The following is a 16,283-nucleotide window of genomic DNA, read 5'->3' on the forward strand; positions in this document are numbered from 1 at the left end:
TCTACTTTAACATAAAGAAAAAGTAGTGACTACTCTCTCCCGTCGGAGATTTCCTCACTACTAATCTTAGTATGTTTTTGACTAGTTGAGTTCTTTCCCACTCCCTTTTGCATGCAAAAAAGAATGGAGTAAGTGAGCCACACCCCAAAAGTTAGACAGAAAATTGGGGTCGGTTCAATACTCCATTTTTTTACAGATAATTATTTCACACGCTCTAGATAGAAACTGGTCAAACGTGGTACAGTAATTCTGGCTCCATTTTCATCGGGATAGAGGCTAAATGTGTCTATTGGAATAGCATTAGATGAGAAGACAAGTTTATATTCGCTGTCAGCTGGCAAATCCAAGTGTACGTCAAATAGTTCTTGATCATTAAAGTTATGAATAGTCAAGATTTCTTGCTCATCACTAGTGCGAGAAAAAGCATACAGGCTTGCTTCTTCATCTATTTTTACCCAATTAAATCCTTTTTCATAGGCTTGGTAGTCATATTTCCAGAAAGCATCATGTTCTTTATAGAAAGTAGATAATGTTTTCATCATTTGATAGAAAGAATGGTGGATTGGAAATTGTAGCAGTCCCCAGTCCATTTCTGTATATTCGTGCCATTCACGGATATGACCCCATTCATTTCCCATGAAGAGTAATTTCTTTCCAGGATGGGCAAAGTAAAAGCTGTAGTAGACTCGAGCCAGATGGAACTTATCTTCGTAGTCGCCATTCATCTTCTCGATAATGGAGTGCTTCCCATGAACAACTTCGTCGTGCGAAAGTGGTAGTAAGAATTGCTCGTTTTGGTTATAGTACATACCAAAAGTGATTTCATTTGAGTGATATTTTCTATAAATAGCAGGGCGTTCCACGAATTTTAGTGTATCATTCATCCAGCCCAGATCCCATTTCATGTCAAATCCAATACCGCCATCTTCTAGAGAATGTGTGACTTTAGGGAAGCTTGAAGAGTCTTCAGCAATCATCAAGACTCCCTTATAGTCGGTATGGACCATGGCATTGACACGTTTGATAAAGTCAATTGCGGCATGATTTATCTTATCCTCATCTGTTTCACCACGCCAATAGAGGAGATAAGATAGTGCATCAACACGGATGCCATCAAAATGGAAATATTCCAACCAGTATTTTAAATTAGAAAGAAGGAAAGAACGAGTCAGTCCTTTTCCAAGGTCAAAATTAGCAGTCCCCCACTGGTGGTTTTCACGGTCTTGTTCGTAGGAGTATTCGTATAGCCAACTACCATCAAACTGGTAGAGCCCATGAGCATCTTTACAGAAATGAAGTGGTACCCAGTCAAGAATCACTCCGATTCCTGCTTGGTGACATTGGTCAACCAAATACTTAAGTTCATCTGGCTTGCCATAGCGACTAGTTGGACTGTAGTAGCCTGTTACCTGATAGCCCCAAGACGCATCGAGAGGATGCTCGGTAATTGGCAATAATTCAATATGTGTGTAGTTATTTTCCTTGATATGTTCGATGAGAAGTGGAGTAATTTCCTTATAACTATTGAAAGCTTCTACAGGAGCTCCTCCTTCATTTTTATTAGCAAATTTTTGCTTCCACGAACCTAAGTGTACCTCGTAGATGGATACTGGCTGTTCTTTAAAATCATAGTTAACACGATTATACATCCAGAGGTCATCTTTGAATTTATAACGCGAATTGTAGGTTGTAGAGGCAGTGTCTGGACGAACTTGGCTGAAAAATGCATAAGGGTCAGCCTTATATATTTCACGCCCATCGTGTGTGATAATCAGGTATTTATAATCTTCAAGGGATTTTAATCCGTCTACATAAAGTTGAAACACTCCATCAATTTCACGCTCCATAGAGTGACTGCGTTGCCACTCGTTAAAGTTGCCAACTAAGAATACTTCTCTGGCATTTGGGGCATAGACACGAAATTGGGTTCCGATAATTTTGTTTCGTTCTTTTATAATGTGAGCACCCATTTTTTCGTAAAGAGTGGTATGCTCACCAGCATTCATATAATATAAATCTAGGTCAGTAAATTCTGTCATAGCAATCTCCTTGTTGAAAAGGAGTGGACTAGGGTCCCACTCCGATTCAGTTTATTTTTTCATCTTATTTCCTAACCACTAATTTCACGGTAGAGCCAGATGTATTTCTCTGCCGAAGCTGTCCAACTAAAATCACGCTTCATAGCTTGTTCAACCATGGCATGCCAGTCATCTGGACGATCATAGTAGGTTTGAAGGGCTAAATCATAGACTTGTCGCATATTGTAAGCGTCACGCCCTCCAAAGCTAAAACCAGTTCCTTCTTTGGTAGACATATTGTATGGTGCTACAGTATCAACCAAGCCACCTGTTTCACGCACTAGAGGGAGTGTTCCGTAATGCATTGAAATCAACTGGCTAATGCCGCATGGTTCAAACATAGAAGGCATGAGGAAGAGATCGCTTGCTGCATAAATTTGGTGGGCAAGTGGTTCATTGTAACCACGGTAGAATGCAAATTTATCAGGATAGGCGTGTTTAAAGTGATTAAAGGCATTTTCAATGTCTTCCTCACCATTGCCTAAGATAACAAATTGGACATGGGCTTGAAGAAGATGACCAAGTACCTCGGTCAAGAGATAGAACCCTTTTTGCCATGTCAAGCGAGAGACGATACCTATCAATAGGACATTCTCATCTTGTGGAAGGGCAAATTGTGCTTGCAGGGCCAGTTTATTAGCCTTTTTACTTTCAATCGTTTCAAGACTATAATTTCTCACAAGGTATTGGTCTGTTTGACTATCCCAACTATCATAGTCGATACCATTGACAATGCCAACCAAGTCATATTTGCGCAACTCTAGTACATGTTGCATGTTTTCGCCGAATTCTTCCGTTAGGATTTCGCGAGCATAAGTTTCAGAAACTGTAGTAACCTTGTCAGCGTATAGGATACCAAGCTTCATGAAGCTGATACATTCATCATGAAAACGTGCAATACCATCCAAATAGTAGCTATAGTCCATGCCAAGCGCTGACCAAAGCGCTTGTTTATGGAAAATTCCCTGAAAAGCCAAGTTATGAATAGTGAATACATGCTTGATATTGCGGAATTCTTCGCGGTAGCTATAGAAAGTACGGCAAAGGAATGGAAGGGCAGCAGTGTGCCAGTCATGTGTGTGCATGACATCCGGGAAGAAATGAAGTGCTTCTAACAGACGACATGTAGCATGTTGGAAATAGCCAAAACGCATGGCATCATCGTCATATCCATATAGTTCATCGCGTTCAAAGAAATCGCGGTGCTCAATAAAATAGAATGTTACTCCATCAACAACCTGACTGTAAACATTTGCCATAGATTGGATGTCGCCAGCTCGCACATCAAAACTTGATACGTAATCGAAATCAGAGTGATTATTTACTGCAATTTTTTTGTAGAGTGGTAGAACGACTCGGACATCTAAACCCTGTTTTACCAATTCTTTTGGCAAAGAGCCAATAACATCAGCCAATCCGCCAGTCTTGATGAACGGAAGTCCCTCGGATGCTACAAAGAGAACAGATTTTTTTGTCATGTTAGCTCCTAAATGATTTGGTGTGGTTTCAAGTATGAAGGCGAAGTTTCGCTTCCCTTGATGTCAATTGGGTGAATAATTTTAGTTGCTTTATCGATAATTGCATTTTCAATATTTGCCCCACTCTTGATTGTCACGCCATTGAGAATGATTGAGTTTTTGATAACAACGCCTTCTTCGATGATAACATCGCGGTCAATGACTGAATTTTCGACTTGACCATTGATGTTTGCCCCGTTTGAAATTAGGCTACGTTTGACCTCTGCCAATGGACCATACAAACATGGTGAGCTATCACTTGTTTGGGTATGGATTGGCCAATCATGTTTGAAGAGGAGTTTGCGGGTATCTTGGTCAATCAATTCAATTTGAGTATTGAAGTATGAAGCGGTAGTATTGATACATGCAACATAATCACGATGCGCATAGCCCATGATTTTATATTGATTGACTGTATCACGTAAAATATCTTTCAACCAGTAGAGTGATGAAACCTTATTGGCACGTTTAATTAAGTCGATAAAGGTAGTCCGCTTCATAATGTACGCTTCAAGGGAAACGGAACGGTTTTTATATTTACCATGGTTTTCCTCAAAAGCTACGACACGACGGTCTTCACCAAATTTGAGAGTTTGGCAGCCGATGAAATTTTCTTTAGCATCTGAAACGTTTTTATAAAGAACGGTAATATCAGCATCCGTTGCTATATGGTCATCCATGACTTTTGAAAAATCCTGGCTATAGATGAAGTAAGATGGAGCAACTAGCACATAATCTTTTGTAGAATTTTCGATGTAGTGGATGTTTTCTGTGAAGGCGTTAATATCATGACGATAGACACTATTTGGGTCTGTTGCGCTATTGAGCAAGCGAAGGGTACCGCGTTTACTGTTGATATTATAGTGTTTTCCTGTACCAACGTGCTGAATTGTTGAACGCATTTCGGCAGGCATGTACACTTGGAATTCTGTAATTCCAGAGTTTGACATATTGGATAGAGCAAAGTCAATTAGGCGATAACGACCTAAGAAACCGAAAGCTTGTACGCCACGGTGCTTCATCACATCACCAAAATGTACGTTGTTTCCTTCAATATTTACAATTCCTAGAGTATTTCTTAGCATAGCAGTCCTTTCTTATTTGGTTACATTCTTATCAATTAAGAGGATGTTGTCGGCTTCACCTGAAAGTTTGATTCCATCCGCAATTTTAACGTTCTCAGCAACGATGACATAATCCAATTCAACTCCTTCGCCGATGATTGCACCTGGTAGAAGAACTGAATTTCTTACAACAGCATCATGGTTTACTTGCACATCTGTAGAAATTACAGAGTGTTCAATCGTTCCGTCAATGACAGCCCCCTTATCAATATAGGCTGATTTTACTGTTGCAGTTGCACCAATGACTTGAGCTGGTGAGCCCTTGTCTTCGGAATAGATTCTCCAAGAACGGTCGGACAAGTCTAAGTCACCTGCATGGTCAATCAAGTCCATATTAGACTCCCAGAGGCTATTGACAGTACCGACGTCTTTCCAATAGCCACGGAATGGATGTGCAATCAAAGTACGGCCATCTTCAAGGTATTTTGGAATGATATCATGTCCAAAATCGTGTGAAGAAGTATCTAATTTGTCATCTTCCTGGAGATATTTTTTCAAGGTCTTCCATGTGAAGATATAGATACCCATTGAGGCCAAGTTACTCTTTGGATTTTCTGGTTTTTCTTCGAATTCTTCAATGCGATAATCTTCATCCGTATTCATAATACCGAAGCGAGAGGCTTCTTTGATTGGTACTTCGATAACAGCAATTGTCGCATCAGCTTTTTTCTGAATATGCGTATCAAGGAGTTTGTCGTAGTTCATCTTGTAGATATGATCTCCTGAAAGAATGAGGACGTATTCAGGGTCATGAAGATCGATGAAGTCAATATTTTGAGTGATTGCATCAGCTGTGCCCTTGTAAAGACCAAAACCTTCAATCTTCTCACTTGGTGGCAGGACAAAGATACCAGAACCTTGTACGTCCAAGCCCCAACGTTGAGATTGTGCAACATAAGAGTTTAATAATACAGGTTCATACTGGGTCAATACACCGACAATATCGATACCAGAGTTGGCACAGTTACTGAGGGGAAAATCAATAATACGGTATTTTCCTCCAAATGCGACCGCTGGTTTAGCGACTTTCTTTGTCAAACCTTCAAGACGAGTACCACGTCCACCAGCAAGAATCATAGCTAACATTTTATTTTGAGCCATCTAACCACTCCTTAATATATATGATATGTGTATTATAGCATAAACTATAAAAAAATGAAAGCGTTTCCTTAAAGAAAAATGAATTATTTTCATTTTTCTTTTCAACGTCTTTCATAAATGTATCATAACATATTGTATTTTGTTTGTCTATATAAAATGGTATTTATTTTTGGTCGAATTTTACCTCTTCAAGTAGGTAATTGATAAATTTTTCTCCCATGTCGGACAGCAATGCCTTTTCATGTTGGATATAGACCAATTCAATCTCATCATCAAATTCAAGTGGAATAGATACGATATTATCCCCATTAAGATTTGAATTTAAGATACCAGTCGCAATTGTATAGCCATCCAGACCAATTAAGAGATTAAAGAGGGTGGCTCGGTCGGAAACAACGATCGATTTTTTATGGTGTTCCTGTGCCAAAATCTCTTCGGCAAAGTAGAAGGAGTTGTGAATACCTTGCTCGTAGCTAAGATACGGGAAATCGACCAGATCTTCCAAAGTTATTGTTGTTTTCTGTGCAAGAGGATTTGTCTTGCTGACAAAGACGTGCGGCTTGGCTGTAAATAGATGGGTATAGGTTAGTCGATTATCATCCAAGAGCTTCAACAAGACATCACGGTTGAAATTGTTAAGAAATAGCACACCGATTTCTGAGCGAAAATTCTTGACGTCATCGATGATTTCCCAGGTCCGTGTTTCACGTAGGAAGAGTTCATAATCTTCCATTTCAGTTTCTTTCAAAAGTGAGACAAAGGCGTTGACGACAAAGGCATAGTGTTGAGAAGAGACGCTGAAGAGTTGGCGTTTTGCATTCGGATTTTTATAGCGGTCTTCCAATAGTTCGGTCTGTTCAACAATTTGACGAGCATAGGAAAGAAACTCCATGCCATCCTTTGTTAGGGTAATGCCCTTAGAATTACGGAAAAAGATTTTAATTTTCATTTCTTTTTCCAGGTCTCGTACAGCGTTGGAAAGGCTTGGTTGGGTAATGAAGAGTTGTTTGGCAGCCTCATTCATACTGCCTGTTTCTGCAATTTTGATAATATAGTATAATTGTTGGATTCTCATACCTCTATTGTAACATGATTTGACAAATTATTCTAAAAAATGTATAATGCTGAAAATATATCCTTTAACTGAGTCCAGAGAGGCGAAGAAGGGAACGTGATAAATAGGGCAAATACTGCCTTCTTTTCGTGTAACCTTGCTAGCCAGCAAGGTTTTTTCTCTATATCGACTTTCTTGTTTTCTGTGTCATTGTTATATAGAATAGGAGAAAAGATGATTTTAAAAGAACAGATGTTACTGGTGGACCAAGTCCAACTAGCACCACGAATTTTTGCTATGACCTTGCAGGGTGATATGGTCCAAGATATGAAAATGGGGCAATTTATCCATATTCGTGTTCCAGATGATTCCATGCTCTTGCGGAGACCAATATCTATTTCCGAGATTGATCGGAATAAGTCTCAATGTCGGATTATTTATCGAGTGGAAGGTCAAGGGACGGAAGTCTTTTCTGAGATGACGGTCGGACAGCATTTAGATGTCATGGGACCGCTTGGGAAAGGGTTTGAAGTAGACTTTCTCAAAGAAGGAGACCGCATTCTCATCATTGGCGGAGGAATCGGTGTTCCTCCCTTGGTGGAAGTGGCGAAACAGGCGGCGAACCGTGGTGTCAATGTCACGTCAGTCATTGGCTTTGCCACCAAAGAGGTCGTCATTTTGGAAGAGGAACTAGCCAAGTATGGTCAAGTTTATGTCACAACGGATGATAGTTCCTATGGGCGTAAGGGGAATGTCGCAACGGTCGTTGAAGAGCTGACAGACGAGTTTGCAGCCATTTACTCATGTGGGGCGCCAGCTATGATGAACTATGTTGACCAACGCTTTCAGGAACATCCTCATGCCTACATTTCACTGGAGGCTAGGATGGCTTGCGGGATGGGGGCGTGCTATGCCTGTGTTGTCAAACCCAAAGAGGGACAAGAACACGAGAACAAGCGTGTCTGCAAGGAAGGTCCAGTCTTTGCGACTGGTAGTCTAATTTTGTAGGAGGTTGAAATGACAAAACGATTAGCGATTTCCTTACCAGGCTTGGACTTGAAAAATCCCATCATTCCAGCCTCTGGCTGCTTCGGTTTTGGTCAGGAGTATGCGGATTACTATGATCTCAACCAGCTTGGTTCCATTATGATTAAGGCGACTACCCGTCATCCTCGTTATGGCAATGCGACTCCCCGTGTAGCCGAGACACCAGCAGGTATGCTCAATGCCATTGGACTTCAAAATCCGGGTGTTGATGTAGTCTTATCCGAAAAACTCCCCTGGTTGGAACAGCATTTTCCAGACTTGCCTATCATTGCTAATGTGGCTGGTTTTTCCAATGAAGAATATGCCTATGTGTCAGGGAAAATTTCAAAGGCTCCGAACGTAAAAGCTATCGAGCTGAACATTTCCTGTCCCAATGTGGACCACGGAAATAATGGTCTCTTGATTGGACAGGTGCCAGAATTAGCCTATCAAGCAGTAAAAGCAGCAGTCGAAGCCTCATCTGTACCTGTTTACGTTAAGTTGACACCAAGTGTGGCAGACATAACCCTGTTGGCCAAGGCTGCTGAGGATGCTGGAGCGACTGGCTTGACGATGATAAATACTTTGGTTGGTATGCGATTCAATCTTAAAAATCGCCAGCCAATCTTGGCAAATGGTACAGGAGGAATGTCAGGCCCAGCAGTTTTTCCGATTGCTCTCAAACTCATTCGTCAGGTAGCTCAGATGACCAACCTTCCTATCATTGGCATGGGTGGTGTGGATTCGGCTGACAAGGCTTTAGAGATGATGATTGCAGGAGCTTCAGCGATTGGAGTTGGAACGGCCAATTTTACAGACCCATTTGCCTGTCCAACTATTATCAAGGATTTACCCGAACGCATGGAAGTTTATGGTATTGACACCATAGAAAATTTACGCCAAGAAGTTAGAGAAAGCTTGGGTAAGCGTTGACAAAGATAAAATAAAAGAGTAATATAAAGAAAATATCTCCTTTAATTAAGTCCAGAGAGGCTAGGAAGGTGTCATGTAATATGCTTGAAAGGTGATTTTCAAGCTGAATTCGTGCACATCCCTGACCGATTTGGCAGGGATTTTTGTGTAAATGAAAGGATTTTATGAAAGAAACAAGACCAATTATTGCCCTTGACTTTGCAGGTAAAGAAGAAGTTCAGTCTTTTCTGGAACAGTTCCCACCAGATGAGAAACTCTATGTAAAGGTTGGAATGGAGTTGTATTATGCGGAGGGACCAGGTATTATCAATTATTTGAAAGGCTGCGGTCACAGTATTTTTCTAGATTTGAAACTGCATGATATTCCTAATACCGTCGAGTTTGCTATGAAAGTCTTGGCAAAACTCGGTGTGGATATGACCAACGTTCACGCTGCTGGTGGTGTTGAGATGATGCGGGCAGCACGAAGGGGATTGGGTAAGGATGCTGTTTTAATAGCGGTCACTCAGTTGACCTCTACCTCAGAGGAGCAGATGAGAACAGACCAGAATATACAGACTAGTTTGCAGGAAGCGGTTGTTCATTATGCTCAAAGAGCACAAGAAGCTGGTCTTGATGGGGTGGTTTGTTCAGCGCATGAGGTGGCTTTGATTAAAGATGCTACGAGTTCTGATTTTGTGTGCCTGACGCCAGGAATTCGTCCGACTGGGGGTGAAGTAGGCGATCAGAAACGAGTTATGACACCAGCAGATGCTGCTCGAATCGGTAGTGATTACATTGTGGTAGGTCGCCCGATTACAAAATCAGAACATCCTTACCAGACCTATTTGTCTATTAAAGAGGAGTGGAATCGTGGATAAGATTTATCAGATTATAATTGATAGACCTATCGGGTATATTGATAAATTTGGCAACCAGTATCCAATCAATTACGGCTATGTTCCAAATCTATTGGCTGGAGATGGTGAAGAGCAAGATGTTTACATCATTTCCAAAGCTGTTCGGAAGCCCTTGACAGCTTTCGAGGGGAAATTGGTCGCGATTATCCATCGCAGAGATGATGTCGAGGATAAATGGATTCTGACAGGTCTTGATGAAAAACTTACCGTGACAGAAATAAAAGAGAAAACCAATTTCATTGAACAGTATTTTGATTCATGGATTGAAATGGTGGACTAGGAGAAGTCTGTAAGAATTCAACAGGGATAAATATAGTTTTTTATAGGGTTCATAGATTGAACCAGTACTTTAGGAGTGACAGGCTATTCGGCGGGATGGTCATGTTGGAATGGTACGCATTTAGAAGGAGGTCTATTATGACATTAGCAACAGAAATCGCATCACACTTATTGGATATTAAGGCAGTTCATCTGCGTCCAGAAAAGCCATTTACATGGACATCAGGGATCAAATCACCTATCTATACAGATAATCGTATTACACTATCTTATCCTGAAACTCGAAATTTGATTGAAGATGGCTTTGTTCAGCGTATCGAAGAAGAATTTCCTGAGGTTGAGGTGATTGCCGGAACTGCCACAGCAGGTATTCCTCATGGTGCTATCATTGCAGATAGGATGAATTTGCCATTTGCATATATCCGTAGCAAACCAAAAGACCATGGTGCAGGGAATCAATTAGAGGGTCGCATCGTCAAGGGACAAAAAATGGTTGTCGTTGAAGACCTGATTTCTACTGGAGGGTCTGTTCTAGATGCCGTAGCAGCAGCTGAGCGTGAAGGCGCTGACGTTATTGGTGTTGTGGCAATCTTTACCTATGAATTGCCAAAGGCAGATCGTAATTTTGATAATGCTGGCGTGAAATTGGTGACGCTTAGCAATTATTCAGAGTTAATCAAGGTCGCAAAAGTACAGGGATATATCAATGCAGATGGTTTGAATCTGCTTAAAAAGTTCCGTCAAAATCAAGAAACTTGGCAGGAAGACTAGATTTAAAACGAGCCCACGCACGATTTCTGGGAACTTATCCTGTAAAATGGTATAATAGTCTCTAACGTATTTTGAGAATACAATAATTGACCGTATGAGGAGAAGAACATGATTTCAGTTATCGTGCCTTGTTTTAATGAAGAAGAGGCAATTCCCTATTTTTACGATGCTATGGAGAAAGTTCGTAAGGAGATGGGGGAACAATTTGAGTATATTTTTGTCAATGATGGTTCAAAGGATAGGACATTAACGGTTTTACGCCAATTGTCTGGTCAAGACCGAGCTGTTCGCTATCTTTCTTTTTCAAGGAATTTCGGGAAAGAAGCTGCTCTCTATGCAGGTCTACAAGCTGCGCAAGGTGAGCTAGTGACTGTCATGGATGTTGATTTACAAGATCCACCTGAAATGTTGATGGAAATGAAGGCTATGTTGGATGGAAATCCAGATTTAGATTGCGTTGGAACCCGTCGTGTCAGTCGAGATGGTGAGCCACCGATTCGTAGCTTTTTTGCAAAATTATTCTACAAATTGATGAATAAAATCAGCCAGGTCGAGGTAGTAGACGGTGCCCGTGATTTCCGTCTCATGCGTCGTCACATGGTAGATGCCATTCTAGCTGTGTCTGAATACAATCGCTTTTCAAAAGGAATTTTTGCTTGGGTAGGATTCGAAACAGAATACTTGCCCTATGAAAATGTTGAGAGGGTCGCTGGCGAAACTAGTTGGTCTTTCTGGAAATTGCTTTCTTATTCTATTGAAGGAATCATCAATTTTTCAGATACACCTTTGAATATTGCCTCCTATACAGGTTTCTTCACCTTCCTATTGTCGCTAGTTCTAATGGTTTTTGTGGTTTTCAAAACCTTGGTGTTCGGAGATCCTACAATTGGCTGGCCGTCGACTATTTGCATCATCCTATTTTTGGGAGGTCTGCAGTTGATGACCATTGGTATTCTCGGTAAATATTTGGCAAAAGTTTTCTTGGAAACGAAGAAACGTCCGATTTATATTGTTAAAGAGAAAAGTTCAAACTAGGAGCAGTTTATGGAACATTCAGCTTGGCACGAATTGATAAAGGCACAGTTGCCAGAACATTATTTTGGTAAAATCAATCAGTTTTTAGATCATGTTTATGCTAGTGGAACCATTTATCCGCCTCGTGAGAAGGTATTTGCTGCCATTCAAACAACAGATTTGGAAGAGGTTAAAGTAGTTATTTTGGGACAGGATCCCTATCACGGACCTGGTCAGGCACAGGGCTTGTCATTTTCTGTTCCGAACTCGGTACCAGCTCCGCCATCTCTTCAAAACATCTTAAAAGAATTGACGGATGATATTGGCGTCAAACAAGATCATGATTTGACAGCATGGGCGGAACAAGGTGTGCTTTTGCTCAATGCTTGTTTAACTGTTCCAGCAGGTCAGGCAAATGGACATGCAGGGCAAATCTGGGAGTCTTTTACGGACGCTGTTATTAAGGTGGTCAATAGCTTAGACCAGCCTGTTGTCTATATTCTTTGGGGTGCTTATGCTCGCAAGAAAAAGGCGTTGATAACCAATCCAAAACATCTGGTTATCGAATCTGCTCATCCAAGCCCTCTTTCAGCCTATCGAGGTTTCTTCGGAAGCAAGCCCTTCTCACAGGCAAATACCTACTTGACTTCACAAGGCAGAACAGGAATTGATTGGCTGCGATAGTAGATGGTAATGGCTTTGGTACTACAAAGGAGAATATGAATGTTATTAGTGAAAAATGGTCGTGTATTGGATCCGCAATCCGGTTTAGACAAGGTTTGCGACATCTTGATGGACGGAAGTAAGATTGTTAAGATTGCGGAGTCGATTTCAGAAGATGTTGAGCAAGAAGTGATTGATGCGACAGGATTAGTCGTTGCTCCTGGTTTGGTCGATGTTCATGTGCATTTTCGGGAGCCTGGTCAGACCCATAAAGAAGATATTCATACAGGAGCTCTTTCTGCAGCAGCGGGTGGTTTTACTTCTGTTGTCATGATGGCTAACACTAATCCGACGATTTCAAATGTTGAAACCTTAAAAGAAGTATTGGATTCTGCTAAAAAAGAAGCTATTCACATTTATAGTGTGGCAACCATTACAGATCATTTCGATGGGCAAAACCTGACCGATTTTCCTGCTTTGCTAGAAGCTGGAGCGGTGGCCTTTTCGGACGACGGTATTCCTTTGACAAATGCTGGCGTGGTTAGAAAAGCTATGAAATTAGCCAAAGAGCAGGGCTGTCTCATCAGTCTGCATGAAGAAGACCCTGACCTGAATGGTGTCTTGGGACTCAACGAGCAAGTAGCTGAAAAACATTTTCATGTTTGTGGAGCAACAGGCGTAGCAGAATACAGCATGGTCGCTCGCGATGTCATGATTGCCTATGAAACAGGTGCGCGTGTTCATATCCAGCATCTATCCAAAGCCGAGTCGGTCAAGGTGGTTGAATTTGTTCAAGGTCTCGGAGCAAACGTCACGGCAGAAGTCGCACCCCAACATTTTTCACGAACAGAAGAATTACTTCTAACAAAAGGTGCCAATGCTAAAATGAATCCGCCATTACGCTTGGAAAGTGACAGATTATCGGTTATTGAGGGATTGAAATCTGGTGTTATCTCTGTCATTGCGACGGACCATGCACCTCATCATGCAGATGAGAAAAATGTAGAGGATCTTACGCAAGCTCCTTCAGGAATGACAGGCTTGGAAACCTCACTTTCACTTGGTTTGACGCATCTGGTGGAAGAAGGGCATCTGACACTCGTGCAATTGTTGGAGAAAATGACTATTAATCCAGCCAAGCTCTATGGTCTTGATGCTGGCTATCTTGCTGAAAATGGCCCAGCTGATCTTGTTATTTTTGACCCAAATGCAAATCGGTTGGTCACAGCGGATTTTGCCTCGAAGTCTGCTAATTCTCCGTTTGTTGGTGATAGTCTGAAAGGACAGGTCCTTTACACCATTGCAAATGGACAAATAGTATTTGGTAAATAGGAAATGGAGGCTGGGCAAAAAGCTTAACCTCGCTTCTCAGGGTTCGTGTCAACATCTCAGCGCAGTGGTTGATTGGAAGATTTGTTCGTGTTTTACACTCCAAATCTGACCATTACGACTGATGCGAACAGAGTTCGCTTCATTTCCAACCTCCAACAGTCACTACTCTGACTGTTGGAGCTATGCGGGGGTGGGAGTGAAACAGTCTGGGGATAGACTGTTTCAGCTCAACAACTTAAAACGAAAAATTGTTGACGAACTCTTTTTTGACCAGTCGAGTTCTTTCCCGCTCCCTTATTTCGAACCTTTTTAACATGTAAGCGATTTTAATGTTTTTGTTTTTTGATAAAAAGTGTATAATAGAGATATAAAAAATGCCGAAGAAAGGTCTATTTATGAAAAAGAAAAAAATCTTGTTGCCTGTAATGTCCACACTCTTGTTGGCGCCATTTGTTTTAGCTCAACAAGTACAAGCTGCTGAGACGACGACTGCAGCTACCACAACCAATCAGCCAGCAACGTCAGTTGAAAACGTAGCAACGGAGGAAACTGTTGTCCCTGCTGCGGAAGAAACGGTAGAGGCAGTTATTATCCACACAAACGACGTTCACGGTCGCATTCTTGAAGAAAAAAATGTCATCGGTGACGCTAAGGCTGCGGCAGTCATTGAAGAAGAACGTGCCAAAGTAGAAAATACAATTGTAGTAGATGCTGGTGATGCCTTCCAAGGACTTCCAATTTCCAACTCTACAAAAGGTGAAGACCGCGCCAATATCATGAACCAAGTCGGCTATGATGCAATGGCTGTTGGTAACCATGAATTTGACTTTGGGATGGATCAAGCAATCAAGTACAAGGAAACCTTGAACTTCCCGCTATTGAGTGCTAACACTTACGTTAATGGTGCTCGTGTTTTTGAAGCTTCGACTATCGTCGATAAAACTCCAACTGTTGTAGGCGATGAATTTGTAGTTATCGGTGTAACAACACCTGAGACTGCTACAAAAACCCATCCTAAAAATGTTGAGGGAGTAATATTTACCGACCCAGTCACAGAAGTCAATAAAGTGATTGACGAAGTGGAAGCACGTGCTCTAGCAGATAATCGTGTTTACAAGAACTATATCATTCTAGCTCACCTAGGTGTCGATTCTACAACACCTGTTGAATGGAGAGGTTCAACTCTTGCTGAAGCACTTTCTAAAAATAGCAAATTAGCTGGTAAACGTGTTATTGTTATCGACGGTCATTCCCACACGGTAGAAGCGACTACCTATGGAGATAACGTTACTTATAATCAAACAGGCTCTTACTTGAACAATATCGGTAAAGTAACCTTGAAATCCGATAAATTATTGGGTGAAGCTGGTTTGATTTCTGCCGCGGATACTAAAAACGTGACGCCAAATGCTAAAATCGCAGCCTTGGTTGATGAAATTAAAGCAAAATATGAAGCTGAAAATGCTCAAGTAGTTATTGAAAATAACCCAGTGGAATTAAACGGAGACCGCTCAAACGTGCGTGTTCGTGAAACCAACTTGGGGAATGCAGTGACGGATGCGATTTATGCCTATGGTCAAACAGGATTTTCAAACAAAACTAGCCTTGCTGTGACTAACGGTGGTGGTCTACGTGCAACAATTGCTAAAGATCAGCCTGTTACAAAAGGTGATATTATTGCAGTCTTGCCATTTGGTAACATTGTTTCTCAAATCACTGTGACTGGTCAGCAAATTTATGATATGTTTACCAAGTCTTTATCATCTACATTGCAAGTGAATCCAGAAACTGGCGAGATGCTTTTAGATGAAAATGGTATGCCACTCTTTGAAGCTAGTGGTGGATTCCTACACATTTCAGGAGCAAACGTATTCTACGATCCAACTCTTCCTGTAGAAGAACGTGTTCTTCTTATCGGTATTCTTAATCCAGAGACTGGCGAATATGATGCCTTGGATCTTGAAAAAACGTACTATTTAGCAACAAATGACTTCCTTGCTGCTGGTGGTGATGGCTACACAATGCTTGGCGGAGCACGTGAAGAAGGTCCTTCAATGGACAGCGTCTTTGCTGAATACCTAAAGACAGCTGACTTATCAGCTTATGAGGTTGTCAACCCATATTCACGTATCATTCCTGTAAATTCAAGCATTGATACGGATGAAGATGGCTACCCAGACTTTATCGAGATTTTATTGGATACTGATCCAGAAAATCCAGCCTCAAATCCAGAAACTGTTCCAGCCGAAAATACGGATTCACCATCTAATCAAGTACAAAATACTTCAGCAACGGACAAGAAGGCCCCAGTTGATTCTCCGAAAGTAGGAGATAAAAAACCAGAAGTAGCAAGTCCAGTAAAAACTACAAAAGCAGGAGTCTTGCCAAATACTGGTGATCAGATGAATCTGACGCTCAGCCTGTTTGGTTTAGGTCTTGCAGGACTGGCCATGGCAGTAGGTCGTAGAAAAGAAAATTAATCAATCATCTGA

General features: G+C 41.3%; 14 protein-coding genes. 9 read left to right on the forward strand and 5 right to left on the reverse strand.

All coding sequences use genetic code 11. The features are described from left to right. Window positions 1-200 precede the first annotated feature (200 nt). The 5 genes from glgB to P7J58_RS05990 form a co-directional block, all read right to left on the reverse strand. Entirely contained in the window at window positions 201-2,039 is a 1,839-nt protein-coding gene (gene glgB, locus P7J58_RS05970) for a 1,4-alpha-glucan branching protein GlgB (RefSeq protein WP_172025742.1), read from the reverse strand. Window positions 2,040-2,110: 71 nt separating this feature from the next. Beyond that, window positions 2,111-3,556: a glycogen synthase GlgA gene (glgA, locus tag P7J58_RS05975; protein WP_024385259.1), complete on the reverse strand. Its 1,446-nt coding sequence runs from the start codon at window positions 3,554-3,556 to the stop codon at window positions 2,111-2,113. 8 nt (window positions 3,557-3,564) lie between these two features. Then, window positions 3,565-4,680, reverse strand: coding sequence for a glucose-1-phosphate adenylyltransferase subunit GlgD (gene glgD, locus P7J58_RS05980; protein ID WP_408555878.1), 1,116 nt, complete (start codon window positions 4,678-4,680; stop codon window positions 3,565-3,567). Window positions 4,681-4,692: 12 nt separating this feature from the next. Then, complete coding sequence (locus P7J58_RS05985; RefSeq protein WP_408555879.1) at window positions 4,693-5,820, reverse strand: glucose-1-phosphate adenylyltransferase; 1,128 nt, start codon at window positions 5,818-5,820, stop codon at window positions 4,693-4,695. Between the two features lie 163 nt (window positions 5,821-5,983). Then, on the reverse strand, window positions 5,984-6,895 hold the full coding sequence (locus P7J58_RS05990) for a LysR family transcriptional regulator (RefSeq protein ID WP_248051196.1): 912 nt from the start codon (window positions 6,893-6,895) through the stop codon (window positions 5,984-5,986). 213 nt (window positions 6,896-7,108) lie between these two features. On the opposite strand from P7J58_RS05990, the gene P7J58_RS05995 reads away from it, so the two are divergent. The 9 genes from P7J58_RS05995 to nt5e all read left to right on the forward strand — a co-directional run bounded on the left by P7J58_RS05995 (window position 7,109) and on the right by nt5e (window position 16,271). Then, window positions 7,109-7,882: a dihydroorotate dehydrogenase electron transfer subunit gene (locus P7J58_RS05995; protein ID WP_024398831.1), complete on the forward strand. Its 774-nt coding sequence runs from the start codon at window positions 7,109-7,111 to the stop codon at window positions 7,880-7,882. A 9-nt stretch (window positions 7,883-7,891) separates the two neighbouring features. Further along, on the forward strand, window positions 7,892-8,833 hold the full coding sequence (locus P7J58_RS06000; protein ID WP_408555880.1) for a dihydroorotate dehydrogenase: 942 nt from the start codon (window positions 7,892-7,894) through the stop codon (window positions 8,831-8,833). Between the two features lie 164 nt (window positions 8,834-8,997). Continuing rightward, the gene (gene pyrF / locus P7J58_RS06005; protein ID WP_044690934.1) at window positions 8,998-9,693 is read left to right on the forward strand and encodes an orotidine-5'-phosphate decarboxylase; all 696 of its coding nucleotides are present in this window, start codon (window positions 8,998-9,000) and stop codon (window positions 9,691-9,693) included. Continuing rightward, window positions 9,686-10,012, forward strand: coding sequence for an inorganic diphosphatase (locus tag P7J58_RS06010; protein ID WP_024398833.1), 327 nt, complete (start codon window positions 9,686-9,688; stop codon window positions 10,010-10,012). Before pyrF ends, P7J58_RS06010 begins: the two co-directional genes overlap by 8 nt. 137 nt (window positions 10,013-10,149) lie before the next feature. Beyond that, complete coding sequence (gene pyrE, locus P7J58_RS06015) at window positions 10,150-10,782, forward strand: orotate phosphoribosyltransferase (protein ID WP_099832722.1); 633 nt, start codon at window positions 10,150-10,152, stop codon at window positions 10,780-10,782. 108 nt (window positions 10,783-10,890) lie between these two features. Next, on the forward strand, window positions 10,891-11,817 hold the full coding sequence (locus tag P7J58_RS06020; protein WP_024376228.1) for a glycosyltransferase family 2 protein: 927 nt from the start codon (window positions 10,891-10,893) through the stop codon (window positions 11,815-11,817). A 9-nt stretch (window positions 11,818-11,826) separates the two neighbouring features. Next, complete coding sequence (locus P7J58_RS06025) at window positions 11,827-12,480, forward strand: uracil-DNA glycosylase (protein WP_257060314.1); 654 nt, start codon at window positions 11,827-11,829, stop codon at window positions 12,478-12,480. 39 nt (window positions 12,481-12,519) lie between these two features. After that, a complete protein-coding gene (locus tag P7J58_RS06030) occupies window positions 12,520-13,791 on the forward strand; it encodes a dihydroorotase (protein ID WP_100881341.1) in 1,272 nt (423 codons plus the stop codon). A 395-nt stretch (window positions 13,792-14,186) separates the two neighbouring features. Then, window positions 14,187-16,271: a cell surface ecto-5'-nucleotidase Nt5e gene (gene nt5e / locus P7J58_RS06035; protein ID WP_408555881.1), complete on the forward strand. Its 2,085-nt coding sequence runs from the start codon at window positions 14,187-14,189 to the stop codon at window positions 16,269-16,271. Window positions 16,272-16,283: the final 12 nt, after the last annotated feature.

Origin of the sequence: Streptococcus suis (genome assembly GCF_046032535.1) — a bacterium.
GTDB classification, from domain to species: Bacteria; Bacillota; Bacilli; order Lactobacillales; family Streptococcaceae; genus Streptococcus; species Streptococcus suis_AK.